Origin of the sequence: Nocardioides sp. AX2bis (assembly GCF_902506435.1) — a bacterium.
In the GTDB taxonomy this organism is placed as follows: domain Bacteria; phylum Actinomycetota; class Actinomycetes; order Propionibacteriales; family Nocardioidaceae; genus Nocardioides.
In genome coordinates this window covers 3,033,063-3,057,739 of the sequence record NZ_LR733215.1, presented here as the reverse complement: position 1 = coordinate 3,057,739, position 24,677 = coordinate 3,033,063, and the positions used below count along the sequence as shown (strand labels likewise).

Annotated in this window: 29 protein-coding genes; 16 read left to right on the top strand and 13 right to left on the bottom strand. The window is 73.5% G+C overall.

The genetic code is table 11. The annotated features are described in order from the left end of the window. The first annotated feature begins 67 nt into the window (after positions 1-67). Together GV155_RS14695 and GV155_RS14690 are read left to right on the top strand one after the other, a co-directional pair. A complete protein-coding gene (locus tag GV155_RS14695) occupies positions 68-1,312 on the top strand; it encodes a glutaminase (RefSeq protein ID WP_160009125.1) in 1,245 nt (414 codons plus the stop codon). A gap of 94 nt (positions 1,313-1,406) precedes the next feature. Further along, positions 1,407-2,666: an MFS transporter gene (locus GV155_RS14690; RefSeq protein ID WP_160009123.1), complete on the top strand. Its 1,260-nt coding sequence runs from the start codon at positions 1,407-1,409 to the stop codon at positions 2,664-2,666. A gap of 10 nt (positions 2,667-2,676) precedes the next feature. Here the strand turns inward: GV155_RS14690 and GV155_RS14685 are convergent, their stop codons facing one another. After that, positions 2,677-4,005, bottom strand: coding sequence for a cytochrome P450 (locus GV155_RS14685; protein ID WP_236554341.1), 1,329 nt, complete (start codon positions 4,003-4,005; stop codon positions 2,677-2,679). 115 nt (positions 4,006-4,120) lie between these two features. Here GV155_RS14685 and GV155_RS14680 point away from each other — a divergent pair, with 115 nt between their 5' ends. Next, positions 4,121-5,017 (top strand): oxygenase MpaB family protein, encoded by an 897-nt coding sequence (locus GV155_RS14680; protein ID WP_160009119.1) that lies wholly within the window; start codon positions 4,121-4,123, stop codon positions 5,015-5,017. Between the two features lie 4 nt (positions 5,018-5,021). Here the strand turns inward: GV155_RS14680 and GV155_RS14675 are convergent, their stop codons facing one another. After that, positions 5,022-5,855, bottom strand: coding sequence for a calcium-binding protein (locus GV155_RS14675; protein WP_160009117.1), 834 nt, complete (start codon positions 5,853-5,855; stop codon positions 5,022-5,024). A 205-nt stretch (positions 5,856-6,060) separates the two neighbouring features. Here GV155_RS14675 and GV155_RS14670 point away from each other — a divergent pair, with 205 nt between their 5' ends. From GV155_RS14670 to GV155_RS14660, 3 genes are all read left to right on the top strand, one after another. After that, on the top strand, positions 6,061-7,401 hold the full coding sequence (locus GV155_RS14670) for a PhoH family protein (protein ID WP_442938869.1): 1,341 nt from the start codon (positions 6,061-6,063) through the stop codon (positions 7,399-7,401). Positions 7,402-7,623: 222 nt separating this feature from the next. Further along, positions 7,624-8,331: a lytic transglycosylase domain-containing protein gene (locus tag GV155_RS14665; RefSeq protein WP_160009115.1), complete on the top strand. Its 708-nt coding sequence runs from the start codon at positions 7,624-7,626 to the stop codon at positions 8,329-8,331. A gap of 153 nt (positions 8,332-8,484) precedes the next feature. Then, positions 8,485-9,057 carry a hypothetical protein gene (locus GV155_RS14660; protein WP_160009113.1) on the top strand — a complete coding sequence of 191 codons (573 nt, stop codon included), beginning with the start codon at positions 8,485-8,487 and terminating at the stop codon, positions 9,055-9,057. A 92-nt stretch (positions 9,058-9,149) separates the two neighbouring features. Here GV155_RS14660 and GV155_RS14655 read toward each other — a convergent pair whose 3' ends face one another. From GV155_RS14655 to GV155_RS14625, 7 genes are read right to left on the bottom strand one after another with little or no spacing between them, the layout of a single operon-like run. After that, positions 9,150-9,734, bottom strand: coding sequence for a hypothetical protein (locus GV155_RS14655; RefSeq protein ID WP_160009111.1), 585 nt, complete (start codon positions 9,732-9,734; stop codon positions 9,150-9,152). Continuing rightward, positions 9,731-10,294, bottom strand: a complete 564-nt coding sequence (locus tag GV155_RS14650; protein WP_160009109.1) for a DUF6286 domain-containing protein — start codon at positions 10,292-10,294, stop codon at positions 9,731-9,733. Before GV155_RS14650 ends, GV155_RS14655 begins: the two co-directional genes overlap by 4 nt. Next, positions 10,294-10,665, bottom strand: a complete 372-nt coding sequence (locus tag GV155_RS14645) for an Asp23/Gls24 family envelope stress response protein (protein WP_160009107.1) — start codon at positions 10,663-10,665, stop codon at positions 10,294-10,296. The genes GV155_RS14650 and GV155_RS14645 overlap by 1 nt, the downstream gene beginning before the upstream one ends. Continuing rightward, on the bottom strand, positions 10,658-10,834 hold the full coding sequence (locus tag GV155_RS14640) for a DUF2273 domain-containing protein (protein ID WP_160009105.1): 177 nt from the start codon (positions 10,832-10,834) through the stop codon (positions 10,658-10,660). The genes GV155_RS14645 and GV155_RS14640 overlap by 8 nt, the downstream gene beginning before the upstream one ends. 51 nt (positions 10,835-10,885) lie before the next feature. Beyond that, positions 10,886-11,218, bottom strand: a complete 333-nt coding sequence (locus tag GV155_RS14635; RefSeq protein ID WP_160009103.1) for a hypothetical protein — start codon at positions 11,216-11,218, stop codon at positions 10,886-10,888. Continuing rightward, a complete protein-coding gene (locus GV155_RS14630) occupies positions 11,215-11,499 on the bottom strand; it encodes a hypothetical protein (RefSeq protein WP_160009101.1) in 285 nt (94 codons plus the stop codon). Before GV155_RS14630 ends, GV155_RS14635 begins: the two co-directional genes overlap by 4 nt. Before the next feature lie 7 nt (positions 11,500-11,506). Further along, on the bottom strand, positions 11,507-12,025 hold the full coding sequence (locus GV155_RS14625; protein ID WP_160009099.1) for an Asp23/Gls24 family envelope stress response protein: 519 nt from the start codon (positions 12,023-12,025) through the stop codon (positions 11,507-11,509). A gap of 116 nt (positions 12,026-12,141) precedes the next feature. Here GV155_RS14625 and GV155_RS14620 point away from each other — a divergent pair, with 116 nt between their 5' ends. Next, positions 12,142-12,711, top strand: coding sequence for an RNA polymerase sigma factor (locus tag GV155_RS14620; protein WP_160009097.1), 570 nt, complete (start codon positions 12,142-12,144; stop codon positions 12,709-12,711). Continuing rightward, positions 12,702-13,211: a hypothetical protein gene (locus GV155_RS14615; RefSeq protein ID WP_160009095.1), complete on the top strand. Its 510-nt coding sequence runs from the start codon at positions 12,702-12,704 to the stop codon at positions 13,209-13,211. The genes GV155_RS14620 and GV155_RS14615 overlap by 10 nt, the downstream gene beginning before the upstream one ends. A 61-nt stretch (positions 13,212-13,272) precedes the next feature. Here the strand turns inward: GV155_RS14615 and GV155_RS14610 are convergent, their stop codons facing one another. Continuing rightward, positions 13,273-13,914, bottom strand: a complete 642-nt coding sequence (locus GV155_RS14610) for a class I SAM-dependent methyltransferase (RefSeq protein ID WP_201300179.1) — start codon at positions 13,912-13,914, stop codon at positions 13,273-13,275. Positions 13,915-13,921: 7 nt separating this feature from the next. After that, on the bottom strand, positions 13,922-15,325 hold the full coding sequence (locus GV155_RS14605) for a class II fumarate hydratase (RefSeq protein ID WP_160009093.1): 1,404 nt from the start codon (positions 15,323-15,325) through the stop codon (positions 13,922-13,924). An 81-nt stretch (positions 15,326-15,406) separates the two neighbouring features. Here GV155_RS14605 and GV155_RS14600 point away from each other — a divergent pair, with 81 nt between their 5' ends. The 8 genes from GV155_RS14600 to GV155_RS14565 all read left to right on the top strand — a co-directional run bounded on the left by GV155_RS14600 (position 15,407) and on the right by GV155_RS14565 (position 22,538). Beyond that, entirely contained in the window at positions 15,407-16,006 is a 600-nt protein-coding gene (locus GV155_RS14600) for a hypothetical protein (protein WP_160009091.1), read from the top strand. 175 nt (positions 16,007-16,181) lie between these two features. Next, a complete protein-coding gene (locus GV155_RS14595; protein WP_160009089.1) occupies positions 16,182-16,838 on the top strand; it encodes an ABC transporter permease in 657 nt (218 codons plus the stop codon). Continuing rightward, a complete protein-coding gene (locus tag GV155_RS14590) occupies positions 16,831-17,880 on the top strand; it encodes an ABC transporter ATP-binding protein (protein ID WP_160009087.1) in 1,050 nt (349 codons plus the stop codon). The genes GV155_RS14595 and GV155_RS14590 overlap by 8 nt, the downstream gene beginning before the upstream one ends. Continuing rightward, a complete protein-coding gene (locus GV155_RS14585) occupies positions 17,877-18,686 on the top strand; it encodes an ABC transporter permease (RefSeq protein ID WP_160009085.1) in 810 nt (269 codons plus the stop codon). Before GV155_RS14590 ends, GV155_RS14585 begins: the two co-directional genes overlap by 4 nt. Before the next feature lie 46 nt (positions 18,687-18,732). Then, on the top strand, positions 18,733-19,749 hold the full coding sequence (locus GV155_RS14580; protein ID WP_160009083.1) for a glycine betaine ABC transporter substrate-binding protein: 1,017 nt from the start codon (positions 18,733-18,735) through the stop codon (positions 19,747-19,749). 121 nt (positions 19,750-19,870) lie between these two features. Continuing rightward, complete coding sequence (locus tag GV155_RS14575; RefSeq protein WP_160009081.1) at positions 19,871-20,086, top strand: hypothetical protein; 216 nt, start codon at positions 19,871-19,873, stop codon at positions 20,084-20,086. A gap of 58 nt (positions 20,087-20,144) precedes the next feature. Further along, positions 20,145-21,860 (top strand): sulfatase-like hydrolase/transferase, encoded by a 1,716-nt coding sequence (locus tag GV155_RS14570; protein ID WP_160009079.1) that lies wholly within the window; start codon positions 20,145-20,147, stop codon positions 21,858-21,860. 33 nt (positions 21,861-21,893) lie between these two features. Then, positions 21,894-22,538, top strand: coding sequence for a DUF1707 SHOCT-like domain-containing protein (locus GV155_RS14565; protein ID WP_160009077.1), 645 nt, complete (start codon positions 21,894-21,896; stop codon positions 22,536-22,538). Between the two features lie 57 nt (positions 22,539-22,595). On the opposite strand, the gene GV155_RS14560 is transcribed toward GV155_RS14565, so the two are convergent. Both GV155_RS14560 and GV155_RS14555 read right to left on the bottom strand, forming a co-directional pair. After that, entirely contained in the window at positions 22,596-23,837 is a 1,242-nt protein-coding gene (locus GV155_RS14560) for an ABC transporter ATP-binding protein (protein WP_160009075.1), read from the bottom strand. 4 nt (positions 23,838-23,841) lie between these two features. Continuing rightward, entirely contained in the window at positions 23,842-24,675 is an 834-nt protein-coding gene (locus GV155_RS14555) for a carbohydrate ABC transporter permease (protein WP_160009073.1), read from the bottom strand. Positions 24,676-24,677: the final 2 nt, after the last annotated feature.

Below are 24,677 nucleotides of genomic sequence, written 5' to 3'. Positions count from 1 at the left end.
GACCGGCCGGGTGAGGGCACCCCCTCGGCCGAGGGGTCGGGTGCCACCCGGACGGCATGCTGGGGGGATGAGGACACCGGTGCCGGACTACCTGGAGGAGGTGCTCGGCGGCTGCACGGTCGACGGCGGCGCCGTCGCCGACTACGTGCCCGAGCTGGCGGCCGCCGACCCGGACCGGCTCGGCGTCGCGCTGACCACGCTCGACGGCGTCACCTACTCCGCCGGGGACGACGACGTGCAGTTCACGGTCCAGTCCATCTCCAAGCCCTTCGCCTACGCGCTGGCGCTGGAGGACCGGGGCCTAGCCGCCGTGCTTGAGGTGGTCGGCACCGAACCGTCGGGCGACGCCTTCAACGAGATCTCGCTCGAGCCGGGGACGGGTCGTCCGCGCAACCCGATGATCAACATCGGGGCCATCACGACGCACTCGCTGGTGGGGGAGCCGGGCCTCGCCGTCGCGGCACGCTCGGAGCGCCTGCGTCGTGGCCTGTCCGCGTTCGCCGGCCGGGAGCTCGTCGTCGACGAGACGGTGCTGGAGTCCGAGATGGGCACCGCGCACCGCAACCTGGCCCTGGCGCACATGGTCCGCAGCCGCGGGACCACCACCGAGGACCCGACGGTGCTGGTGCGCGAGTACACCCGCCAGTGCGCGCTGCTGGTCGACGTGCGCGACCTCGCGGTGATGGCGGCGACCCTGGCCCACCACGGCGTCAACCCGGTGACCGGGGAGCGCGTGGTCGGGGCGCGGGTCGCCCGGCAGGTGCTGAGCGTGATGGCGACCTGCGGGATGTACGACGCGGCGGGCGACTGGCTGTCGGTGGTCGGCATCCCGGCCAAGTCCGGCGTGGCGGGCGGCATCCTCGGCGCGCTGCCCGGCGAGGTCGGGATCGGCACCTTCTCCCCGCGGCTGGACCGCTTCGGCAACAGCACCCGCGGCGTCCGGGTCTGCGAGCGGCTCTCCGAGGACATGGGGCTGCACCTGATGGGGATGGCCCCGGCCGGGCTCGCGGTGGTCCGCGAGGTCGAGCGGGTCCGCGACGACGACGGGCGTACGGCCTGGCGCGCGGTGCTGCAGGGCCCGGTGACGTTCTCCGGCGGTGAGCGGGTGCTGCGCGAGCTGGCCCGGATCGGCCCCGACGGCGTCGACGTGGTGCTCGACCTGACCCGGGTCTCCCAGGTCGACGACGTCGGCCGCCGGATGCTGCTGGAAGGCGTCCGTCGGCTCGGGCTCGACGGTCACGCCGTCAGCGTCGTCGACCCGGAGCTGATGCTGGTGGTCGAGGATGTGGGGACCCCCGGCCGGGCTCGGTAGCATCTGCGGCGCAGAGGGTTCTGCGCGTCTTGGAGGTGGGTTCGGCGCGCGCCTGTCGTGGCGCACCCGAAAACCGCAAGAAAGCAGAACCTCCGTGTCTCCTCTCGCCTCCTACCGTCGACTCCTGCGGCTGGCCGGCCCGGCCTACGTCGCCGTCGCCTTCCTCGGCCGCCTCCCGCTGGCGATGAGCCAGCTCGGCACCTTGTTACTGGTCTCCACTTCGACCGGCAGCTACGGCGCGGGCGGCCTCGCCGCCGGCGCGCTGGCCGTGGCGAACGCCGTCACCTCCCCGCTGGCCGGCGCGCTCGCCGACCGGGTCGGGCAGCGTCCGGTGGTGCTGGTGCAGTCGCTGCTCGGCGCGGCGCTGCTGTCGCTGCTGGTGGTGCTGGTGGGCGCGGACGTGGCCACGCCGGTCCTCGTGGCCGCGGCCGCCGCGGCCGGCGCCAGCCTGCCCCAGGTGGGACCCCTGGCGCGGGTGCGGTGGCGACCGATCACCGACGGCTCCGGCGTGCACCAGCGGCGCCTGGTCGACGCGGCCTTCTCCTACGAGGGCGCGGCCGACGAGGCGTCCTTCGCCCTCGGCCCGGCCCTGGTCGGTGTCGGCGCCGTCGCCGTCTCGCCGTCCGGGGCGCTGCTGCTGGCGGCCGGGCTGCTGGCCGTCTTCGGCACCGCCTTCGCGCTGCACCCCACCGCCCGCCGCTCGCGCGCGGCGCGGCTCGCCGCCGGCGTCGACCGGGCCGCCGCAGCACGGCTGCTCACCGGCACGGTGCTGGTGCTGGGCCTGGCCCAGCTCCTCGTCGGGATGCTGTTCGGGTCGGTGCAGACCGGCGCCACGGTGCTCGCCACCAGCGAGGGCCGCCCCGGCCTGGCGGGCTTCGTGCACGGCACGCTCGGGGTCGGCAGCGCGGTGGCCGGCCTGATGACCGCCGGGCTCCCGCAGCGGATCGGCCACGAGCTGCGCGCCTGGTGGGCGGCCTGCCTGCTGCTGCCGCTCAGCGTGCCGCTGCTGCTCGTCGACTCGCTGCTGCCGTTGACCGCGGTGGTGCTCGTGCTCGGCTGCGCGGTCGCGCCGTACATGATCGCGGTCTTCAGCCTCGCCGAGCGCGTGGTCGACCCGGCCCGGGTGGGGGCGGCGATGACGCTGCTGGCCAGCTGCACCGGGATCGGGTACGCCCTGGGGTCGGCCGTCGCCGGTCGGCTCGCCGACACCTCCGGGCACACCGCCGCCTTCGCGGTCACCGTGACCGCCTGCGCGCTCGCCGCGCTGCTCACCACCGTCGCGCGGCACCGGCTGCACGGCGCGGTCGCCCGGGCGGACGCGGCCGACCGCCGTGAGCCCGTCCCGGTGCTCTGAGCGGGGGCCGTCAGCGACCCAGCCGTGCCGGGAGGGCCTCCCAGCCGCGCAGGATCCGGGTCGGACGACGCTGGGCGCCGGGCTCCAGCACCAGGTCGGGGAACCGGTCCAGCAGGGTGCGCAGCCCGACCTCGCCCTCCATCCGGGCCAGGGCGGCGCCGAGGCAGTAGTGCCTGCCGGCGGAGAACGAGACGTGGTCGCGGGCGTTGGCCCGGCCCACGTCGAAGCGGTCCGGGTCGGCGAAGACCGCGGGGTCGCGGTTGGCCCCGGCGAGCAGGCAGGTGACCACCGACCCCCGGCGTACGGGGACCCCGGCGACCTCGGTGTCGCGGCGGGCGACGCGTCCGGTAAGCAGGACCGGCGGGTCGACGCGCAGCACCTCGTCGACCGCGGTGGACCACAGGGCCGGGTCGGCGCGCAGCCGGGCCAGCTCGTCGGGGTGCTCGGCGAGCAGGACGATGCCGTTGGAGAGCAGGTTGACGGTGGTCTCGAACCCGGCGGCGAGCACCAGGCCGGCGGTGGCCTCCAGCTCGGCGTCGCTCAGCCCGACGCCGTCCTCGCGCGCCGCAACCAGCTGGCTCATCAGGTCGTCACCGGGGCGCTCCCGCAGGCTCGCGAGGTGCCGGGCAAGCCAGGTCCGGAAGCCCGCCAGCGCGCGCTCGACGCGGCGGAACTCGGCGTACCCGAGGCCGAGGTCGAGGCTGGGCGCGGCGGCTGCGCCGAAGGCCAGCACCCGGTCGCGCTCCTCGGGCGGCACCCCGAGGATCTCGGCGATCACGGTCACCGGCAGCAGCGCGCAGTAGCGCTCGACGAGGTCGACGGGACCGTCGCCGGGACGGGCCCGCTCCTCCAGGTCGTCGAGCAGCTCGTCGGCCACCTGCTGGGTCCGCTCGCGCAGGCCCTCGACGGCTCGTACGGAGAAGACGCGGGTGACCAGCTTGCGGTAGCGGGTGTGCTGCGGGGGCTCGGTGACCAGCAGCGACGGCGGGCTCAGCGGTCCGAAGGCGCGCGGGTCCGCGGCCCACGTGCCGAGACGCCCCAGGACGCCCTGGTCGCCGGCGTCGAAGACCCCGGTGCGGAAGTCGTTGCTGGTCAGCACCTCGCGCACCACCGGCTGGTGCGCGGTCATCAGGGCGTACCGCGCGTGGTGCAGCGGCCCGGATGCCCGTACCTCGTCGGCGATGGCACGCAGGGCGACGTGGTCGTGCGCGACCCGGCGGTCCACCAGCCGGCCCTGGAGGTCGCCGTGCCGGGCCGCGTTGCGCATCACGGTGCTGGGCAGGGCGTGGCCGAGCGACCACCGCACCGCGGGCCGGACGAGGCTGTCGGTCGGGGACACGGGCGGCTCCTGGTGGGACGGGATCGGGGGTGGGTACCTGCGACAGACTGTCGCGCTCGGGCGGCCGGCGCTAGCGTGAGGTGCGCCACACCCCGACCCGCACCCGGGAGGTCCCGTGCGCCCGAACCGCTGGCAGCGCCGCATCGCCGGGCTCGACCCCGAGACCGACTTCGTGGAGATCTACCGCCTGCTCACGCTGCACGAGTTCCCCTGGGACCTCAACCAGGCGCTCAGCCTGGCCCTGTTCCGGACCTACGCCGTGCCGGGGATCGGGGGCCTGCTGGACCGCACCGGCGAGTTCACCGGCCGCGGCCAGCAGCGCTACGACGACACCGCCGTGCTGCTCGAGGCGCCGTTGGCGCACGGCTTCGCCAGCCCCGAGGGGCGCACCGCGCTGCGCCGGATCAACCGGATGCACGCGGCCCACGACATCGACGCGGACGAGCTCCGCTACGTGCTGGCCACCTTCGTGGTCGTCCCCGTGCGGTGGCTGGCCGCCCACGGCTGGCGGCCGCTGAGCGCGGCGGAGGAGCGTGCGTCGGTCAACTACTACCGCGAGCTGGGCCGCCACCTGGCGATCCCGGACGTGCCGACGACCTACGAGGCGTTCGCCGAGGAGATGGACTCCTACGAGCGGGCACACTTCCCCGACGGCGACGCGGTGCCCGTCGACCCGGGTTCGCGTCGGGTGGCCGACGCGACGCTGGACCTGCTGGTCGGGTTCTACCCGCGCCCGCTCGCGCCGGCGGTACGGGTGGCCAGCCGGGCGATGATGGACCCGCCGCTGCTGGCGGCCCTGGGCTACCGCGACCCCGGTCCGTGGGTGCGCCGGGGCGTCGACGCGGGCCTGGGCCTGCGGGCGCGGTTCGTGGCGGTGATGCCACCGCGCCGTCGTCCGAGGTACGTCGGGGACTCGCCCCGGGTGGTCGACGCCACCACCCCGCTGGCCGACCGGGGCACCCTCGGTGCCTGCCCGGTGCCGCACCGGGCAGGCGCGGCCCGTCAGGACTGACGGGTCAGCGGACCACGTCGATGTTGCGCAGCGTGTCCGCGCCCTCGCGGTAGCCGATGTCGCGCCCGACCTTGCCGGCCAGCAGGTCGGCGCCGGCGTTGCCGTGCAGGACGTCGTTGCCGGCCAGGCCGCCGACCGAGTCGTTGCCGTCGCCGCCGTGCAGGGTGTCGTCGTTCTCCCCGCCGACCAGCTTGTCGTTGCCGTCGCCGCCGTAGGCGCGGTTGCCGTTGCGGCCCATCCGGATCCAGTCGTCCCCGGCCCCGCCGTGCGCGAGGTCCCGGTCGGCGGCGGTGTTGACGAAGTCGCGGCCCGCACCGGTGCGGACGACGTCCTTGCCGGCGTCGGTCAGCGCCCAGGTGCGCCACGTCGCGGGCAGCGCGCTGGTGTCGATGGTGTCGTTGCCGAGCCGGGGCCAGATCTCCAGGAACGCCTTGTCCTCGTGCTTGGCCAGGACGTCGCAGACCGCAGCCCGGCCGACGTCGACCTGGACGCGGTCGCAGCCGCCGGGCAGGTTGGTCCACCGCGTGATCGCGCGGTCGTGGAAGCGCAGGGAGCCGCCCTGGGCGGTGACGGTCAGCTTGTTGTTGCCGCCGCCTCCCACGTAGCGGTAGCCCCACCCGGTGACGCTGAGGTGCGCCTCGTCCTTGGCCGTCCTCGGCATGTTCTTGATCTGCCCGTAGAGCTCGAAGGTCGGCAGCTTCGCCCCGCCCCACGAGTCCGGCGCCGAGGAGGTGCTCGTCGGCGGCTTGGTGCGGTCGGCCGTGGTCGCCGCGGCCGGCACCACCGCCCCGGCGGACAGCAGGAGGGTGGTCAGGACGGCGAGGGAGGAACGGCGCACGGGAGCTCCAGGATCGGGGGGCGGGGGGCTTTCCTGTCATCGACGGTATCGGCGCGCGACGCCCCCGGCTGAAGGACCCCGGTCCTAGGACCCCCTCCCCGGAGGTCGGGTCGTACGGCCTCGGCGGCCCGGACCGACCGGGCCGTCACGGCGGCGCTTGCCTGTCCGGAACCGTCACCTCGACGCGCCGCGAGCGTCATCTCGGCTGTCCGCGAGCGTCATCTCGGCCTCCCGACCCGTGCCCGTCCCGGGCCGTCGGACCTACGTCGTCGACACCAGCGTCCTGCTGGCGGACCCCGGCGCCCTGCGCCGCTTCGCCGAGCACGAGGTCGTGCTCCCCGTCGTGGTCGTGACCGAGCTCGAGGGCAAGCGCCACCACCCCGAGCTCGGCTTCTTCGCCCGCTCCGCCCTGCGCCTGCTCGACGAGCTGCGGGTCGAGCACGGCCGGCTCGACGAGCCGGTCCCGGTGGGCGAGGAGGGCGGCAGCGTCCGTGTCGAGCTGAACCACACCGACGCCTCGTCGCTGCCCTCGGGCTTCCGCCTCGGGGACAACGACACCCGGATCCTCGCCGTCGCGCGCAACCTGGCCGACGACGGCTTCGAGGTCACCCTGGTCTCCAAGGACCTGCCGCTGCGGATCAAGGCCTCGGCGGTCGGGCTCGACGCCGAGGAGTACCGCGCGGAGGCGATCAGCGACTCCGACACCGGCTACACCGGGATGGCCGAGCTCGACGTGGCGGCCGCCGACCTCGACGAGCTGTACGACGACGGCGTCCTCGACCTCGACGCGGCGCGCGGCCTGCCCTGCCACACCGGGCTCGTGCTGCTCTCCGAGCGCGGCACCGCGCTCGGCCGGGTCGGCCCCGACAAGCAGGTGCACCTGGTGCGCGGCGACCGGGAGGCCTTCGGGATCCACGGCCGCTCCGCCGAGCAGCGGGTCGCGCTGGAGATGCTGCTCGACCCGGAGGTCGGGATCGTCTCGCTCGGTGGTCGGGCCGGGACCGGCAAGTCGGCGCTGGCGCTGTGCGCGGGGCTCGAGGCCGTCCTGGAGCGCGGGCAGCACCAGAAGGTCGTGGTCTTCCGGCCGCTGTTCGCCGTCGGCGGGCAGGAGCTGGGCTACCTGCCCGGCTCGGAGGCCGAGAAGATGGGGCCGTGGGCCCAGGCGGTCTTCGACACGCTGGGCTCGATGACCTCGCGCGACGTCATCGACGAGGTGCTGGCGCGCGGGATGCTCGAGGTGCAGCCGCTGACCCACATCCGGGGTCGCTCGCTGCACGACTCCTTCGTGATCGTCGACGAGGCGCAGTCGCTGGAGCGCAACGTGCTGCTCACCGTGCTCTCGCGGATCGGTGCCAACTCCAAGGTGGTGCTGACCCACGACGTGGCGCAGCGCGACAACCTGCGCGTCGGTCGGCACGACGGCGTGGTGGCGGTCGTGGAGAAGCTCAAGGGGCACCCGTTGTTCTCGCACACCACGCTGACGCGCTCCGAGCGGTCGCCGATCGCCGCCCTCGTCACCGAGATGCTGGAGAACATGACGGTCTGAGGTCATCGGTCCTGGTACGGGTGGGACGCACGGGGCGCAGGAGCCTCGTGCGTCCTCCTGAGGTGTGACCTACGTCCCGTTGTCCCCCGACGCGGTGGTTCGGTTTTGGACCATCGGGCGTCCTCAGGCATGGTGTGCCGAGATCTTTTCGTGACCTGAGCGGGTCGAGGCCGATCGGCCGGGCCCGCCGCTGCCGCCCAGACCATCGGGGATCCCGCACCTGTGAGCAAGCACGTCAAGCACGTCCCGAAGCACCGCTCCGCACCCGTACGCCCGGCCCTCGAGGTCCCGCGGCGTGCCGTGCGCACCACGCTGGTCCTGTCCTCCGTCGCGGTCGCCGTCACCGGCGTGACCGTCGGCGCCGGGGTCCTGGGGGGCCAGGGTGCGGTGCTGGAGACCGCGGGCGCCTCGGTGGCCGGCACGGTCCCGACCGGCACCGCCGGCACCGCCGGGTCGCAGGAGCAGGTCGTGGAGGCTGCGGAGCCCGCCGCCGAGGAGGCTGCCGAGCTGGGCGAGCGCGAGCCCGTGGTCAGCCGCTCGGACCGCCGGGCCGAGGCCGACCCCGCGAAGGAGGAGGCGCTGGCTGTCGAGGTCGCGCCCGCGATGACGGCCTCCGAGACGCTGTCCGACGACGACCCGCGCGAGATCGCCCAGACGCTGCTGCCGGAGTTCGGGTTCTCCTCGGACCAGTTCTCCTGCCTGGACAGCCTCTGGACCAAGGAGTCCGGCTGGGATCCCTCCGCCGACAACCCGACCTCGTCGGCCTACGGCATCCCGCAGTCGCTGCCCGGCGAGAAGATGGCCTCCGCCGGCGCCGACTGGGCCACCAACCCGGCCACCCAGATCCGCTGGGGCCTGGGCTACATCCAGGACGTGTACGGCAGCCCCTGCAGCGCCTGGGCGCACAGCCAGGCCGTCAACTGGTACTGAGCGACCGCTCGGGCGGCGGTGCCCTGGACGGACGGGTGAGGTGCGCCCGGTCCGGCCCGCTACGGTCTTACGACGTAAGCCGCCGGGCACGCCCCGGCGCCCCGTCCACCGTGCACACGCGGGCGGGACGACGACCGACCACGGAGGACCCAGATGAACACCACGGCAGTCGCCAAGGGCGCCGCGACCACCGCCACCGCCACGCTCAAGGACCGCGCGGGGGACGCCGCCAGCAGCGCCGACTCGCTGCGGGCCACCCTGCAGGGACGCCTCGAGGACGTCGCCCACGACCTGGCCAGCCAGGCGCAGGACGTCTCGAAGCAGGCCCAGGGCGCCGCCCAGCAGGCCCAGAAGAAGGTGCCCGCGGCCCTCGAGTCCCACCTCGACGCGGCCCGTGACCGCGCCCTCGAGGCCGTCGGCCGGACGAGCCGCCGTCAGCAGCGCCGCCGTCGCCGCCTGGTGACCGTCGGCCTCGTGGCCCTCGGCGCCGGCGTCGCGTGGCTCGCGCTCAACCGCGCGAAGGACACCGACACCGGCCAGCAGGTCCGCTCGGAGTTCGAGGCGAAGGCGGCCGAGGCGAAGCGCAGGGCCGAGTCGAAGGCCGACGAGGTCGCCGACACGGTGCAGGACGCCGCGTCCACCGCCGCCGATAAGGCCAAGCACCTCGCGGACGACGCGGAGACCAAGGCCCAGGAGACCGCCGAGGACCTCCGCCCCCGCGACTGACGGCGACCCACAGCAGCGCGGCGGCCCCGGGACCAGCTGGTCCCGGGGCCGCCGTCGTCTGCGCTGAGCTCCCGTGCTGAAGCTCCCCGGGCTCAGCCGTCGAGGCGTACCCGGTCGGTGCGGTCCTTGCGGGCCCGCTGCGGGGCCCCGAGCACGACCCGGACGGTGACGTCGTCCTCGGGGAACGCGGCGGCGACCTCGTCGTGCGCGGTCGTGACTGCGGCCGTGAGGGCTCGGGGGTCGGCGTCCTCGGTCACGTGGGCGTCGATGAGCAGCAGGTCCCGCCCACCGAGGCGACGGACGGACCCGCTGGCCCCGGTCACCGGGGCCTGGGCGCCCAGCCGGTCGGCCACCGAGTCGGCCACCGAGCGGAGGTCGACCTCGAGCCGACCGTCCGGGCCGCTGGCCCCGAGGCGCTTCGTGGTGGCCGGGGGTCGCCCGACCCGTCGGACGAGGCCCCGGAGGGCGAGCAGGCCGAGGAGCACGCCGACGACGGCCACCACCCACGGCCCCCAGGAGCTCTCGAGGACGTCGACGGTGGGGCCGAGGTCGACGGTGTCGGGGTAGCGGCCGACCACGGAGTACTCGCGGTCGAGCAGGACCAGCCCGGACCCGAGCACGACCAGGCCCAGGAGCAGCACCCAGAGCCGGTCGACGGTGCGGAGGCGGTCTGTCATCGGGGGAGCTCCTTGCTGGTCGAGGTGACCACGACACGGGCCGGTGTCATGGCGGAGACGTCCCGGTCGACCGCGGACTGGGCCTCGCGCGCCACGACGGCGGCGTCACCGTGGGCGCGCACCGCGACCCGGACGCGACGTCGGCCGGCGCGGGACGTACGGGCCTCCAGCACGCCGGCGGAGCGGTCGGCCACGGCCCGCGCCAGCGCGGCCAGGGCGGCCGGGGTGATCCAGAGGTCGAGCGCGGCCACGGTCGAGCGCAGGTGGGTGCGGCGTGCCGGCAGCAGGCCGAGCAGCACCACCAGGACACCCAGCACGACGAGGACGACGCCGGCCACGACCCCGCCGGGGCCGGTGGAGGTGCCGTCGAGGGACCTGGCGACCGAGGCGGTCCACGAGGTGCCGGACGCCCAGCCCTGGGTGACGACGAGGTCGCGCACGGTGACGACCGCCAGGGCCACCACGAGCAGGCGCAGCACGAGGGCGGCGACCGAGGCCACCGGCCGGCCACGGGGGGCGGCGGGGACAGGCGTGCCGCTGCGGGTGTTGTCGGCGCTCATCAGGCTCGCCCCCGGTCCGGCTCGGCCGCGGCGACCGTGTGCGCGGTCACGTCGACGCTGGTGACGGTGAGCCCCGACAGCGCCGGGACACGCTCGCGGACCCGGTCGCGCACGTCCGCGGTCACGGCGCTGAGGTCGGCCGGCCAGCGGCAGGCGATGTCCACGGTGACCCGCACGTCGTGGCCGTGCACGTCCAGGGAGGCGTGGGGCAGGTCGCTGCCGCGGACCTTGCCCAGCGTGGTGCGGTGGCGCACGCTGCCTGCGACCTCGAGAGCTGCCCGCTCGACGAGGTGGGTGAGCGCACGCGTGCGGACGTCGAGGGTGCCGCGCTCCTCGGCGCGCACCAGCGTGGAGCCGGGCAGCTCAGCCACGACGACCCCGCAGAAGGGCGCGCAGGTCGACCTGCCCGTCCACGTGACCGCCGACGAGGTAGCCGACGGCGCCGAAGACCAGGCCGAGCAGCAGGCCGGTGAACCCGCCGGCGACGACGGCGATGGCGAGGAGGAGCCCGGCGATCAGGCCGAGGGTCGAGGTGGTCATGTGGTGCTCCTGTCATGGGTGGAACAGCGGGTGGGAGGGCCGGGGCCCGGCTCAGAGATCGGTGTAGCGGCGGGCGCCGGGGAACGACCGCGGCAGCCGGGCCCGCAGGCCGCCGACCAGGCGTACGCCCCCCGCCGCCACGACGGCCGCCGCGCTGATCGCGCGATGGCGACGCAGCACCACGACCGGCTCGCCGCGGGACGGGGGCGCGGACGCGATCGGGGCCTCGGCTGCGGCCATGGCGCGCCGGAACGCGTCCGGGTCGCCGCCGAGGTCCGGGTGGTGCAGGCGTGCCGCCGCCCGACGCCGCGCCCGGAGGGCCGCGGCCTCGTCAGGGGCGGGCCGGTCGGGGCCGGGCCGGTCGGGGGTGGGGTGGTCGCTCATGTCGGCGGTGCGACGTCCTCGACGGTGACGTCGACCCGGCCCGTGACGAGGACGCGGACGGCGTCACGGACCCGGTCGGCCGTCTCGACCACCGGCGAGCCGAAGGACAGCACGACGTGCACCTCGCAGTCGTCGCCGCGGAGGCGCAACCCGCCGACGCGGCGGCCGGGGAGGTAGGTGGCCACCTCCCCGAGCACGCCGGCGTGCAGGCCGACCACGCCCTCGACGGCCAGGACGGCCGCCTCGAGCCGGTCGACGAGGTCGACCTCCGGGGTGCTCACGGTCGACTCACTGGACCCGCGGCGGGTTCTGCGCGCCGTCGGCGTCGTCGGAGCCGTCGTCCATGAAGACGTCGTGGACGGTGATGTTGACCTCGGTGACCTCGAGGCCGGTCATCCGCTCCACCGAGCCGACCACGTTGCGGCGGATGGCCGTCGCCAGGTCGGTGATCGCCACGCCGTACTCGGCGACGATGTCGAGGTCGACGGCCGCCTGGCGCTCGCCCACCTCGACGGCCACGCCCTGCGTCAGGTTGGTGCGCGATCCCGGGATCCGCTCGCGGATCGCGCCGACGGCGCGGGCGGCGCCTCCGCCGAGGGCGTGCACGCCGTCGATCTCGCGCGCAGCGATCCCGGCGATCTTCGACACCACGGTGTCGGCGATCGAGGTGCGGCCCTCGGACGGGGTGGCCGGCACGGCCACGTCGGTGCGGGTCGTACCGGTCGACGTCGCGGTGGCCGCGGACGTCGTGGGGGCCGTGGTGGTGGTCGCGGTGGTGGTGGTCGGGGTGCTGGTGGAGTCGCTCATCTCGGATGACCTCTTCGTCTGGGGGACGGGACACGGGGTAGTCGTGCGCCGCGGCCGGATCGTCACGCGCGTGCCCGGGTGACCTGCCTCATACTCCCGTCGGTCACGATAGTCGCGTGGCCGACGACGGCTCGTCCTACGACGAGGTCTCCGACGAGGCGCTGGTGCGTGCGGCGCGCACCGGTGACGAGGAGGCGTTCGCCGTGATCGCCGCCCGTCACGGGCCGGGGCTCTACCGCTACGCCGAGCGGCTGGTCGGCGGCAGCAGCGCCGACGCGGCCGAGGTCGTGCAGGAGGCGCTGATCTCGGCGTGGAAGGGCCTCGGGTCCTTCGAGGGGCGCTCCAGCCTGCGGACCTGGCTGTTCCGGCTCACCCACCGTCGCGCGGTCGACCTGCAGCGGCACCGTCGACCGGTCCCGGTCGACGACGAGCTGCTCTCCCACACCATCCGACCGGCTGCCGACAACCCGCTCCAGCACGTGCTGGACGACGAGCTGCTGGCCGCTCTGCAGACGGCGCTGGACGAGCTGCCGTGGCACCAGCGCGCCGTGTGGCTGCTGCGGGAGTCCGAGGGCATGAGCTACGACGAGATCGCCACCGCCCTCGCGCTGCCCGTCGGCAGCGTCCGGGGGCACCTGCACCGTGGTCGCAAGACCCTGGCCGAGAGGATGGCGCGATGGCGCTAGGACCCGAGACGGACCCCGTCGACCCCGGGCCGGAGACCGATCCGGCCGACCCGGTCGTGCGGGCGACCCGCGAGCTGCGGCGCCGTGCCGAGGCCGACGAGGCGCCCGAGGGCTGGCCTGCGGTGGAGCGGACCGTGCGGCAGCGGGTGCGTTCCACCGTGGCGCCGGCCGACCCCGTGCTCGTGCTGGGCGTGCGCGACGACCGCGGGTCGCGCACCTACGTCTCCTCGCGCGTGCTGGAGGCGTCGCTGCGGCGACTGCTGCGCCGCGCGCCGACGCACGCCCCGGACCGGATCACGCTGCGGGTCGAGGACGAGCGACCGTCGCTGGTCGAGGTGGCGCTGACCTGCGCCTACGGCACCGACCTCCGTGCGCTCGCCGAGGAGGTCCGGTCCGACGCCCGGGCACTGCTCGCCGAGACGGTCGGGGTCGGCCCGGTGCCGGTGCCGGTCACCGTCGACGTGGTCGACGTGGTCGCGGGTGACCCCCGGCGGGTCTGAGCAGCGCGCCGCAACCGTCACCTCGAGGCGCCGCGAGCGTCATCTCGGCTGTCCGCGAGCGTCATCTCGGCGGGAGGCGGGCGTGGAGCAGGTAGCGCTCGTCGGCCACCGGGCCGCCCCACAGGTCGTCCCGGTCGGCCAGGTGCTCGACCTGCGGCGTGCCAGCACCGGTGACGTGGTCGACCACGAGCCGGGTCGTGGTCGCGGCGTCGAGGCCGCCGCCGGTGTGCCAGCGGCCCTCGACCAGGAGCAGCAGCCCGCCGGGTCGCAGCAGCCGGCCCCAGGCCGCCAGGGCGGCGGCCGGGTCGGGCAGGGCCCACAGGACGTGCCGGCAGAGCACGACGTCGGCCGAGCCGGGCTCGTACGACGGGTGGCCGGCGTCGCCCTCCACCACCGTCACCCGGTCCGCGACGCCGGCGGACTCGGCCTTGGCGCGGGCGGCGGCGACCATCGCCGGCGCGAGGTCGGTGCCGCGCACGCGGTGGCCCTGCTCGGCCAGCAGCACCGCCAGGGACCCCGTGCCGCAGCCGAGGTCGACGACGTCGGCCGGTGCCGGGGGCAGGTGCGGCTCGAGCAGGGCGCGCCAGGCCGCACGGACGTCGGGGTCGAGCAGGCCGTGGTCGGGCTCCGCGTCGAACCCGGCCGCCTCGGCCTGCCACAGGGCGCGCTGCGAGGCCAGCCGGTCGTCCTCGGCGGAGGTCACCGCCGGGTCACCGCCCGGTCATCGACTCGACGTCCAGGGCGGCGTCCATCTCGGCCTCGGTCAGCTCGCCGCGCTCGACGAAGCCCATGGCCAGCACCGTCTCGCGGATGGTCCGGCCGTCCGCGAGGGCCTTCTTGGCGACCTTGGCGGCGCTCTCGTAGCCGATGTGTTTGTTCAGCGGGGTGACCACCGAGGGGGAGGACTCGGCGTAGGTGCGCATCCGCTGGGCGTCGGCGGTGATGCCGTCGATGCAGCGGGCGGCCAGCACGGTGCTGGCGTGGGAGAGCAGGCGCACCGACTCCAGCAGGTTGCGCGCCATCACCGGCATCGCGACGTTGAGCTCGAAGGAGCCGCTGGCGCCGGCGGCCGCGACCGTCGCGTCGTTGCCCACGACCTGGAAGCAGACCATCAGGGTGGCCTCGGGCAGCACCGGGTTCACCTTGCCCGGCATGATGCTCGACCCGGGCTGGAGGTCGGGCAGGTGGATCTCGGACAGCCCGGTCGTGGGGCCCGAGCTCATCCACCGCAGGTCGTTGCAGATCTTGGTCAGGCCGACCGCGAAGGTGCGCAGCGCCCCGCTCAGCTCGACCAGCGAGTCGCGCGTGCCCTGGGCCTCGAAGTGGTTGCGGGTCTCGGTGAAGGGCTCGCCGGACAGCTCGACGAGCGCCGCGATGGCCTTCTCGGCGAAGCCGTCGGGGGTGTTGATGCCGGTGCCGACGGCGGTGCCGCCCAACGGCAGCTCGCGTACCCGCGGCAGCACCGACTCCAGGCGCTCGGCGGCCAGGCGCGCCGTGGCGGCGTACCCGCCGAACTCCTGGCCGAGCATCACCGGCGTGGCGTCCATCAGGTGCGTGCGCCCGGACTTCACCAGGCCGGCGAACTCGGTGGCCTTCGCCTCCAGGCTGGTCGCCAGCACCTCGAGGGCCGGCAGCAGGTCGCCGGTCACGGCGCGGGTCACCGCGACGTGGATGGCGGTGGGGAAGGTGTCGTTGCTCGACTGGCTGGCGTTGACGTGGTCGTTGGGGTGCAGCTCGACCCCGGCCCGGCCGGCGAGGGAGGCGATCACCTCGTTGGCGTTCATGTTCGAGCTGGTGCCCGACCCGGTCTGGAAGACGTCGATCGGGAAGTCCTCGTCGTGCTCGCCCGACGCGACTGCGCGGGCGGCGTCGCGTACGGCGCCGGCCATCTCGGGGGAGAGGACACCGAGGTCCTCGTTGGCCTGGGCGGCCGCGGCCTTGACCAGGGCGAGGCCCTCGATCAGCCGGCGCTCGATCGGTGTGCCGCTGATCGGGAAGTTCTCGACCGCGCGCTGGGTCTGCGCGCGCCACAGGGCGTCGCGCGGGACCTGCACCTCGCCCATGGAGTCGTGCTCGGTGCGGAACTGGCCGGTCTCGGGGCTCGGGCTGCTCATGGGGGTCAGGCTAACCAGCCTCCCGACGGGGTCGTACCGGCCCACCACCCGGCCCACCCCCCGGCCCACTAGGTTGTGCCGGTGACCGCGTTCTCCCGCTGGCTGGAGCAGCTGAGCACCCTGCAGGTGCTGCTGCTCATCGTCGCCGTGGTCTTCGGCGCGTCCGTGCTGGCCGCGGTGCTCGGGGGGATCCTGGTCCGGCTGGGCAAGCGTCGGCCGGCCGTGGTGGAGCGCGTCAGCAACCTCGCGATGGCGGTGATCAAGCTGTTCCGCCGCCCGCTGACGGTCGTGGTGCTGGACGAGGTGGCCGCGGTGATCCAGACCGGTCACTACACCAAGAACATCTCGGCGGCGCTGATGGAGAACCACACCGAGCTCAAGGCGCTGGTGACCGAGAAGGTCCGCGACGACCCCAACTCCCGGCTGGTCAAGAGGCTGCCCGGCTACGAGGCGATCATCTCCGAGGTCAGCGAGACGACGCTGCGCGTGATCATCGAGATGCTCAGCGACCCGCGCGCCGACGAGCTGGTCTCGGACATGCTCCGCAACAACATCGAGCAGATCAAGCGGGCCGTCCGCGACCGTGAGCACGAGAAGGTCGGGGAGCTCGCGCCGGCCGACCCGATCCCCGTGACGGCCCCCGTGCCGACCACCTTCCGCCCACCGCGACCGCCGCTCTAGCACCCCCTGCGGGGTCTGGCGGGCCGCCGACTACACAGATCGGTGCAGGTCACAGCGCCGTCACATCTCGGCCGCATCCCCGTCGCGGGGGACGAACGGGGCTACAGTCGCGCCAGTCCGTGCCCCGGACGGCATCGTCTCGCGCCCTGGGCTGTCATCAACCAAGGGGGGCGATGTGACCGGTCTGCCGTTCGGAGAGTGGCTGTCGCAGAACCAGGCGGACGTGATCTTCCGCGTCCAGCAGCACTTCCTGATCTCGATCTACTGCGTGGCGCTCGCCGCGGGGGTCGGCCTGACCCTGGCGCTGCTGACCTACCGGTTCGAGGCGCTCGCCAACCTCAACATCGGGATCATCGCGGTCGCCTTCACCATCCCGTCGGTGGCCATGATCGGGCTGGTCTACTCGGTGACCGGCAACGAGCTGGTCACCATGATCTCGGTGGTCGCGCTGTACGGCCTGCTGCCGATCACGCGCAACGCCATCGTGGGGCTCCAGGCCGCCGACCCCGCGGTGATCGACGCCGCGAAGGGGATGGGCGTGGGCGCGGTCCGGATGCTGTGGCAGATCCGGCTCCCGATCGCCTGGCCGGTGATCCTCGCCGGGCTCCGGGTCTCGACCCAGCTGACCGTGGGCATCGTCGCCGTCGGCGCCTTCGTCGCCGACTACGGCCTCGGCATCCTCGGCTTCAACGCCCTGAACAACCTCGGGTCGGTCAACACCGGCAACGAGGCCCTGGCGTGCGTCATCTTCGTCGCCGCCGTCGCCCTGGTCTTCGACGCCGTCTTCGTCGTCGTCCGCCGCTTCACCACCCCGAGAGGTGCCCGTGTCTGACCTGACCCTGGACAAGCCCGCCACCGGCGGCTCCTCGCAGGAGCCCACGCTCGGCGTCCCGATCTCGCTCAAGAAGCTCACCAAGCGCTACCCCGGGACCGACAAGGCCGCCGTCGACGCGGTCGACATGGAGATCCCGGCCGGCGAGATCGTGGTGTTCGTCGGCCCGTCCGGCTGCGGCAAGACGACCACGATGCGGATGATCAACCGGATGATCCAGCCCAGCGACGGCGTGATCGAGATCGACGGCCAGGACGTGGCCTCGCTGAACGACACCACGCTGCGCCGCCAGATCGGCTACGTCATCCAGCAGATCGGGCTGATCCCGCACCTCACGATCGCCGCCAACGTGGCGCTGGTGCCCAAGCTGCTCAAGTGGGACAAGAAGCGGATCGCCGCGCGGGTCGACGAGATGCTGACCGTCGTCGGCCTCGACCCCGAGCAGTACCGCGACCGCTACCCCCGCCAGCTCTCCGGCGGCCAGCAGCAGCGCGTCGGCGTGGCCCGGGCGCTCGCGGCCGACCCGCCGATCATGCTGATGGACGAGCCCTTCGGAGCGGTGGACCCGATCACCCGCGGGCGGCTGCAGGACGAGTTCCGCAACCTGCAGGAGACGCTCAAGAAGACGATCGTCTTCGTGACGCACGACTTCGACGAGGCGCTGAAGCTGGGGGACCGGATCGCCGTGCTGCGCGAGGGCTCGCAGATCGCCCAGTACGACACCCCCGAGAACATCCTGGCGAACCCGGCCGACGACTTCGTGGCCGGCTTCATCGGCGAGGGTGCGGCGCTGAAGCGGCTGCAGTTCGAGCCGGTCTCCAGCCTGCCGCTGGACCAGGGCGGGTCCCCGGCCTCCTCCGAGGTCACCGTCACCCCGTCCGACAGCCTCCACCACGCCCTCGACCTGATGGTCGGCAAGGGCCTGTCGTCGATCTCGGTCGTCGAGGGCGGCCAGTCCCGAGGGTCGGTGTCGGTGCAGGCCATCCTGGCCCGGGTCGGGCGCACGGGTGACGGCGTGGGCGCCGGGGGGAGCCACCGGTGAGCGCGGCGACCACCGAGCCGTCCACGGACCTGCAGGACGAGCTCGAAGGCACCGGCGGCGGCGCGCGGCCGTCGACGGGATCCTCGATCTTCGCGGTCCGCGACCTCGGCCTGCCCCTGACGGTCGCGGTCGTCCTGGCCGCGCTCTACTTCTACATCCAGGACCGCGAGCTCGACAACATCGAGGTCAACCTGCTCAACGTGGACACGTTGATCCGGTTCACCATCGAGCACATCTACCTGAGCTTCACCATCGCGGTGCTCGTCATCCTGATCGCCGTGCCGCTGGGCGTGCTGGTCACCCGGCCCCGCACCAAGCGGGTGGCGCCCCTGGTGCTGGCGTTCGCCAACTTCGGCCAGGCCGCGCCCAGCCTGGGCCTGATCGCCCTGGTGGGCCTGTTCTACACCGGGTTCTGGCCCGTGGTGGCGGTGATCACCGCGTACGCGATCCTCTCGGTCCTGCGCAACACGATCGCGGGCCTGCAGCAGGTGGACCGCGGTGTCCTGGACGCCGCGAAGGGGATGGGCATGTCACCGGCCGCGGTGCTGCTCCGGGTGGAGCTGCCGCTGGCGGTGCCGATCATCGGCGCCGGTGCGCGCACCGCCCTGATCCTCGCCGTCGCGACGGTCCCGCTGGGCTCGTTCCTGGGAGCCGGCGGTCTCGGGCAGAACCTGTTCGCCGCGATCAAGACCGACCGTGCCGTGGGCATCCTCGGCATCGCCGTCATCATCGCCTGCCTGGCGCTGCTGCTCGACTGGTTCGCCGGCATCCTGCAGCGCTGGGCCACCCCGCGCGGCATCCGCTGACCCCCCGTACTGCTCCTCCTGCTCCACCACGACGAAGGGACACCACATGACCATCCACCTGACCACCCGCGGCTCCCGCCGGGTCCTGGCAGGGCTCGGCGCGACCGCGCTGGCCGCCACGCTCGCCGGCTGCGGGCTCTCCGAGGAGGACTCCGTCGGCAACGCCGCCGGGGGCGGCGGCGAGTGCGGCGGCCTGACCGCGACCGGCGACGTGATCGACCCCGAGGGCCTGACCGACGTGCCCGTCGTCGTCGGCTCCAAGGACTTCGACGAGCAGTTCGTGCTCGGCGAGCTCACCTCGCAGTACCTGTGCCTGTGGGGCGCGGACAACAGCACCGACCTGAACACCCAGGGGTCGACCGCCGCCCGCGAGAAGATCATCGCCGGCGACAACAACATCATGTGGGAGTACACCGGCACCGGCTGGATCAACTACCTCGGCAACGACGAGCCCATCTTCGACCCGGTCGAGCAGTACGAGGCGGTCAAGGAGGCGGACATCGCCAACGACGTCTACTGGGGTCCGCTCTCGCCGTTCAACAACACCTACGCGTTCGCCACCACCGCGGCCTTCGCGGAGGAGAACGGCCTGGCCACGCACTCCGACATGGCCGCCTACCTCGAGGAGAACCCGGACGCCAGCGTCTGCATCGAGGCCGAGTTCGCCAACCGCCCCGACGGCTACCCCGGTTTCACCAAGGCCTACGGCATCACCGGCGGCGACGAGCAGAGCCTGGGGATCGGCGTCATCTACCCGCAGATCGCCAACGGCAACTGCGACTTCGGCGAGATCTTCACCACCGACGGCCGGATCGCGGCCAACGACCTCACGGTCCTCGAGGACGACAAGACGTTCTTCCCGCTCTACAACGGCGTCCCGGTCACCTCGGTGCAGTACAACGAGGAGAACCCCGAGGTCATGGAGGCGCTCGCCCCGCTGGCCGAGGGCCTGACGACCGAGATCATGCAGGAGCTCAACACCAAGATCTCGGCGGAGGGTGTGTCCGAGGAGATCATCGCCCACGACTACCTGGTCGAGGCGGGCTTCGCCACCGAGGAGTGACCTCGTCACCCTGATCCACCAGCACGGTTCCACCAGACACACCGGACCGGGTCGTCCCCGCGGGGGCGGCCCGGTCCGTCGTCTCCCCGGACGGGTGACGGCCGGCTCCTAGGCTGCACCGGTGACCAAGATCCCGAACCCCGAGCAGGCCGCGAAGCAGGACCAGGACCCGTCCGAGGAGTCGGACGGCCAGGTCAGCGAGGTCTCGACCATGGCGAACGCCGAGCACCCGATCCAGCCCGACCAGTCGGTCGCGGGCGCACCTGACGACGACGACGTCGACGAGGGGGCCCAGGGCCCCAACGCGAACCCGAACGAGGGCGGGCGCCGCACCTGACCCCTCGCGGTTCCGCGAGGAACGCCCGCCCGTCAGGTACGGCTGACATGATCGGAGCATGTTCCCGTCGCACCGACGGGCCGCCCTGCGTGGCGGCCCGACCGCAGCCGCGCTCCTCGGGGCCGTGGTGACGCTCGCGGTGCTGGCGCTGGTGGCGGGACTGCTGGTGTCCCCCGCCGGGTCCGAGGGTCACGACGACCGGGACCGGCGCACCGAGGACCGCCCCAACGTCGTGGTGGTGGTGATGGACGACGTCTCGATGGACCTGGTGCCCACGATGGCCCGGCTCGGGCGGCTGGCGCGCCAGGGCGCCACCTACGGCGACGCGCACGTGGTGAACACGCTGTGCTGCCCCTCCCGCGCGGCCACCTTCACCGGCCAGCCGCCCCACCTCAACGGCGTCCTGACCAACACCTCCGGCGGCCCGCTGGGCGCCAAGGGCGGCTGGCGCGCGTTCCGCGAGAACCGCGGGCCCCAGCGCTCCTACAACGTCGCGCTCCAGGGCGCCGGCTACCGCACCGGCTTCGTCGGCAAGTACCTCAACGAGTACGAGCCCGGGCAGCCGGAAGGACCGCGGAGCCCGGTGCGCACCCCGCCGCCGGCGGTGCCCGGCTGGGACGACTTCGAGGCCTTCTCCGGTGGCGCGTACGACGGCTGGGGCTACTTCCGCACCGTCACGGGCGGCGACGGGGACCTCGACCTGCGGGCCGAGCCCGTCCCACCGGTCTCGGCCCCCGCCCGCGTCAAGGACCGGTCCTACGCCGGCACCGTGATCGCTGACCGGGCCGTCTCCCTGGCCCGGTCCTACGAGCGTGCCGACGAGCCGTACCTGCTGCACGTCGCGCCGTACGCCGCCCACGCCCGCAACGCCGACCCGGTCTTCCCCGGGGAGCCGGTCTTCCCGCCCGCGTTCCGCGACCGGGGCGGCGTGCGCAGCCCGCAGGGCGAGTGCGGGCCGACGGCCTGCGGCCGGCTGACCGTGCGCGACCTGCCCGGCTACGGCGACGACCCCCGCGACAACCGCCCGGTCCGCCTGCGGGACGGGGAGCCGGTCACCACCGCGGGGTGGCGACCGGACCGGGTGACGCTCTCCCGCACCGACGCCCTGAAGCGCTACCGCGACCGGGCCCGGATGGTGCAGTCGGTCGACCGGATGCTCGGTCGGCTGATGAAGGTCGTCGGGCCCGACACCTACGTCGTGATCACCTCCGACAACGGCTTCCACCTCGGCCAGCACGGTCTCGACGGTGGCAAGGGGACGCCGTACGAGTCCGACACCCGGGTGCCGCTGGTCGTCGTGGGACCCGGCGTCGAGCCTGGCCGGCGCGACCAGGTCACCACCAACCTCGACCTCGCCCCGACGATCGAGCGGCTGGCCGGGCTGACGCCCGAGCCGTGGCGGGCCGGGAGCAGCCTCGTGCCGAGCCTGGAGGACCGACGGGCGCCGGGAGCGCGCTACTCCTTCGTCGAGCACCGGCAGGGTCCCGTGCGACCGGGCGAGCCGGACGCGGACGCCGGCAGCGGCGGTCGGCTGGACGCGATCCCGTCCTACACCGCGGTCCGCGGGGAGCGCGGCCTGCTGGTCCGCCTGGACCTCGAGCGCGGCTGGCGCGGGGAGCGGTGGGCCTGGGAGCTCTACCCGTCCGGCACCCGCTACGAGCGCACCAACACCTACGCCCGGATGCACGACCGGCCCTGGGTGCGCGACCTGCGTCGGCGCGCGCTGGCGTGGCAGGACTGCACGCCCGAGCAGTGCCGCCGCCTGACCCGATGACCGCGACGTCGGCCCCGTCCTAGGGTGAGGGGCATGGACGCCGACCACACGCCCGCGCAGCCGTCGAGGATGCGGATCGGCGACGCCGACCGCCAGCGCGTGGCCGAGGTGCTGCGCGACGCCGCCGGCGAGGGCAGGATCGGCCTCGACGAGCTCGAGGAGCGGCTCGAGGCCACCTGGGGTGCGACGGTGTACGCCGACCTGGTCCCGATCGTGGTCGACCTCCCCGGCGGTCTCGCTGCGACCGGCACCGCCGCGGTGCCGTCCGCCGCGGTGCCGTCCGCCGCGGTGCGCCACGACCTCAGCCTGGCGGTGATGAGCGGCCAGGACCGCCGCGGTGTGTGGGAGGTCGGCGAGACCCACACGGCGTTGGCGCTGATGGGCGGCGTCGTGCTCGACCTGCGCGAGGCGGTGCTGAGCGCCCGTGAGACCACGATCCACGCCTACGCCGTGATGGGCGGCGTCGAGGTGGTCGTCAACGCCGGGACCCGGGTCTCGGTCGAGGGGTTCGGGGTGATGGGCGGCTTCGAGCAGCAGCGGGACACGGTGGCGCCGGTGCTGGGCCCGGACTCACCGCTGGTGCGGGTCAAGGGCCTGGCGCTGATGGGCGGCGTCACGGTCGTCCGCAAGCCGGTGCCGGGGGAGACGACGAAGCGCCCCCGGCTGCTCGGCGGTTGAGCCGCGAGCTGCCGGGGGCGCCGGTCGTGCTGGTGGTGCCGGTCGTGCCGGGCGGGCTCAGTGAGCCTGGGCCGCGGTCTTCTCGGCCCGGGCGCTGGCCTCCGGGTCGTTCTTCGCCGGGATCTCGCCGGCGTTGGCGAGATCGATGGTGAGGTTGTCGCCGGTCTCCGGGTCGAAGAGGTGCATCTGGCGGGTGTCGACCCAGATCTCGGCCTGGTCCCCCTCGCTGATCCTGCTGGTGCTGTCCAGCGAGACCACGAGCTGGTTGCGCATGGCGTCGCCGTCGAGGTCGCGCTCGAGCTGGGTGAGCTGCGCCTTGACGGTCTCGTCGGCCTCGAAGGGGATGTAGGCGTACGCCTGGTTGCCCAGCCACTCGGTGACGTCGATCTGCGCGGTGAAGACCGACCCCTTGGCGCGCTTGTCGTCGTCGACCACGGAGGCGTCCTCGAAGTGCTCGGGGCGGATGCCGGCGATGAGCAGCTTGTCCTCGGGCACGTCGCGCACCTTCTCGGCCGGGATCGACACCGTCCCGAAGGGCAGCTCGACCTGGCCGCCACGCACCGTGGCCGGCAGGAAGTTCATCGGCGGCGAGCCGATGAAGCCGGCGACGAAGAGGTTGCCGGGGTTCGCGTAGAGCTGCCGCGGCGAGGCGAGCTGCTGGAGCACGCCCCGCTTGAGCACGGCCACCCGGTCGCCCAGGGTCATCGCCTCGGTCTGGTCGTGGGTGACGTAGACGGTGGTGATGCCCAGCCGCTTCTGCAGCCGCGAGATCTCGGTCCGCATCTGCCCGCGCAGCTTGGCGTCGAGGTTCGACAGCGGCTCGTCGAAGAGGAAGGCGTCCGCGTCCCGGACGATCGCGCGTCCCATCGCCACCCGCTGGCGCTGGCCGCCCGACAGGTTGCCGGGCTTGCGGTCGAGGTGCTCGTCGAGCTCGAGGGTCTTCGAGGCCTCGCGCACCTTCGTGTCCACCTCGCTGTCCGAGGCGCCGGCCAGGCGGAGCGGGAACGCGATGTTCTCGAACACCGTGAGGTGCGGGTAGAGCGCGTAGTTCTGGAAGACCATCGCCAGGTTGCGGTCGCGGGGCGCGAGGTCGTTGACCTTGCGGTCGCCGATGATCATGTCGCCGCCGCTGATGTCCTCCAGCCCGACGATCATCCGCAGCAGCGTGGACTTCCCGCAGCCCGAGGGGCCGACGAGGATCATGAACTCGCCGTCGGCGACGTCGATGGAGACGTCGTTGACGGCCGGGAAGCCGTCGCCGTACTTCTTGACGATGTGGCGCATGTTGATGCCGGCCATGGCGTTACCCCTTCACTGCGCCGGAGGTGAGGCCGGCGACGATCTTGCGCTGGAACAGCAGGACGATGATCACGATCGGGATGGTGGCGACCACGGCTGCCGCGGCGAGCAGCGAGGCCGGCCGGTTGAACGGGTCGGCACCGACGAAGAACGACAACGCGGCCGGGATCGGTCGCGCGGCCTCGGTGGAGGTCAGCGAGATGCCGAAGACGAAGTCGTTCCAGGCGAAGAAGAAGGTCAGGATCGCGGCCGTGAAGACCCCGGGTGCCGCGAGGGGCACGATGACCTTGCGGAACGCCTGCCACGAGGTGGCGCCGTCGACCTGGGCGGCCTGCTCCATCTCCCACGGGATCTCGCGGAAGAAGGCCGACAGGGTCCAGATCGCCAGCGGGAGCGTGAACGACATGTAGGGGATGATCAGTCCCGGCCAGGTGTCGTAGATGCCGATGGTGCGCCACAGGTCGAACAGCGGCCCGACCAGGGAGACCACCGGGAACATCGCGATCACGAGCGCGGTGGTGAGCACGAACTTCTTGCCCTGGAACTCCAGGCGGGCGATGGCGTACGCCGCGAGCGTGGCGATGAGCACCGACAGCGTGGTGGCGATCAGCGAGATGCCGATCGAGTTGATGATCGCGCGCCGGAACTGCTCGTCGGCGAGGACGTCGCTGTAGTTGGCGAACCCCGCCGTGCCGCCCGGGGACGGGAAGAACCCGGGGGAGCCGTTGGTGATGGCCTCCTGGGACTTGAACGACAGCGAGATGATCCAGGCCACCGGCAGCAGGCACCAGGTGAGGATCAGCAGGATGCCCGTGGTGAGACCGATCTTCTGCTTCATGA

What these genes read in the sequence shown, in the direction of transcription:
- GV155_RS14555 (WP_160009073.1), bottom strand. Translation starts at nt 24,675, where the DNA reads ATGAAGCAGAAGATCGGTCTCACCACGGGCATCCTGCTGATCCTCACC.
- GV155_RS14615 (WP_160009095.1), top strand. Translation starts at nt 12,702, where the DNA reads ATGGCGCTAGGACCCGAGACGGACCCCGTCGACCCCGGGCCGGAGACC.
- GV155_RS14650 (WP_160009109.1), bottom strand. Translation starts at nt 10,294, where the DNA reads ATGAGCGCCGACAACACCCGCAGCGGCACGCCTGTCCCCGCCGCCCCC.
- GV155_RS14635 (WP_160009103.1), bottom strand. Translation starts at nt 11,218, where the DNA reads ATGAGCGACCACCCCACCCCCGACCGGCCCGGCCCCGACCGGCCCGCC.
- GV155_RS14625 (WP_160009099.1), bottom strand. Translation starts at nt 12,025, where the DNA reads ATGAGCGACTCCACCAGCACCCCGACCACCACCACCGCGACCACCACC.
- GV155_RS14695 (WP_160009125.1), top strand. Translation starts at nt 68, where the DNA reads ATGAGGACACCGGTGCCGGACTACCTGGAGGAGGTGCTCGGCGGCTGC.
- GV155_RS14640 (WP_160009105.1), bottom strand. Translation starts at nt 10,834, where the DNA reads ATGACCACCTCGACCCTCGGCCTGATCGCCGGGCTCCTCCTCGCCATC.
- GV155_RS14655 (WP_160009111.1), bottom strand. Translation starts at nt 9,734, where the DNA reads ATGACAGACCGCCTCCGCACCGTCGACCGGCTCTGGGTGCTGCTCCTG.
- GV155_RS14560 (WP_160009075.1), bottom strand. Translation starts at nt 23,837, where the DNA reads ATGGCCGGCATCAACATGCGCCACATCGTCAAGAAGTACGGCGACGGC.
- GV155_RS14580 (WP_160009083.1), top strand. Translation starts at nt 18,733, where the DNA reads ATGACCATCCACCTGACCACCCGCGGCTCCCGCCGGGTCCTGGCAGGG.
- GV155_RS14570 (WP_160009079.1), top strand. Translation starts at nt 20,145, where the DNA reads ATGTTCCCGTCGCACCGACGGGCCGCCCTGCGTGGCGGCCCGACCGCA.
- GV155_RS14565 (WP_160009077.1), top strand. Translation starts at nt 21,894, where the DNA reads ATGGACGCCGACCACACGCCCGCGCAGCCGTCGAGGATGCGGATCGGC.
- GV155_RS14660 (WP_160009113.1), top strand. Translation starts at nt 8,485, where the DNA reads ATGAACACCACGGCAGTCGCCAAGGGCGCCGCGACCACCGCCACCGCC.
- GV155_RS14605 (WP_160009093.1), bottom strand. Translation starts at nt 15,325, where the DNA reads ATGAGCAGCCCGAGCCCCGAGACCGGCCAGTTCCGCACCGAGCACGAC.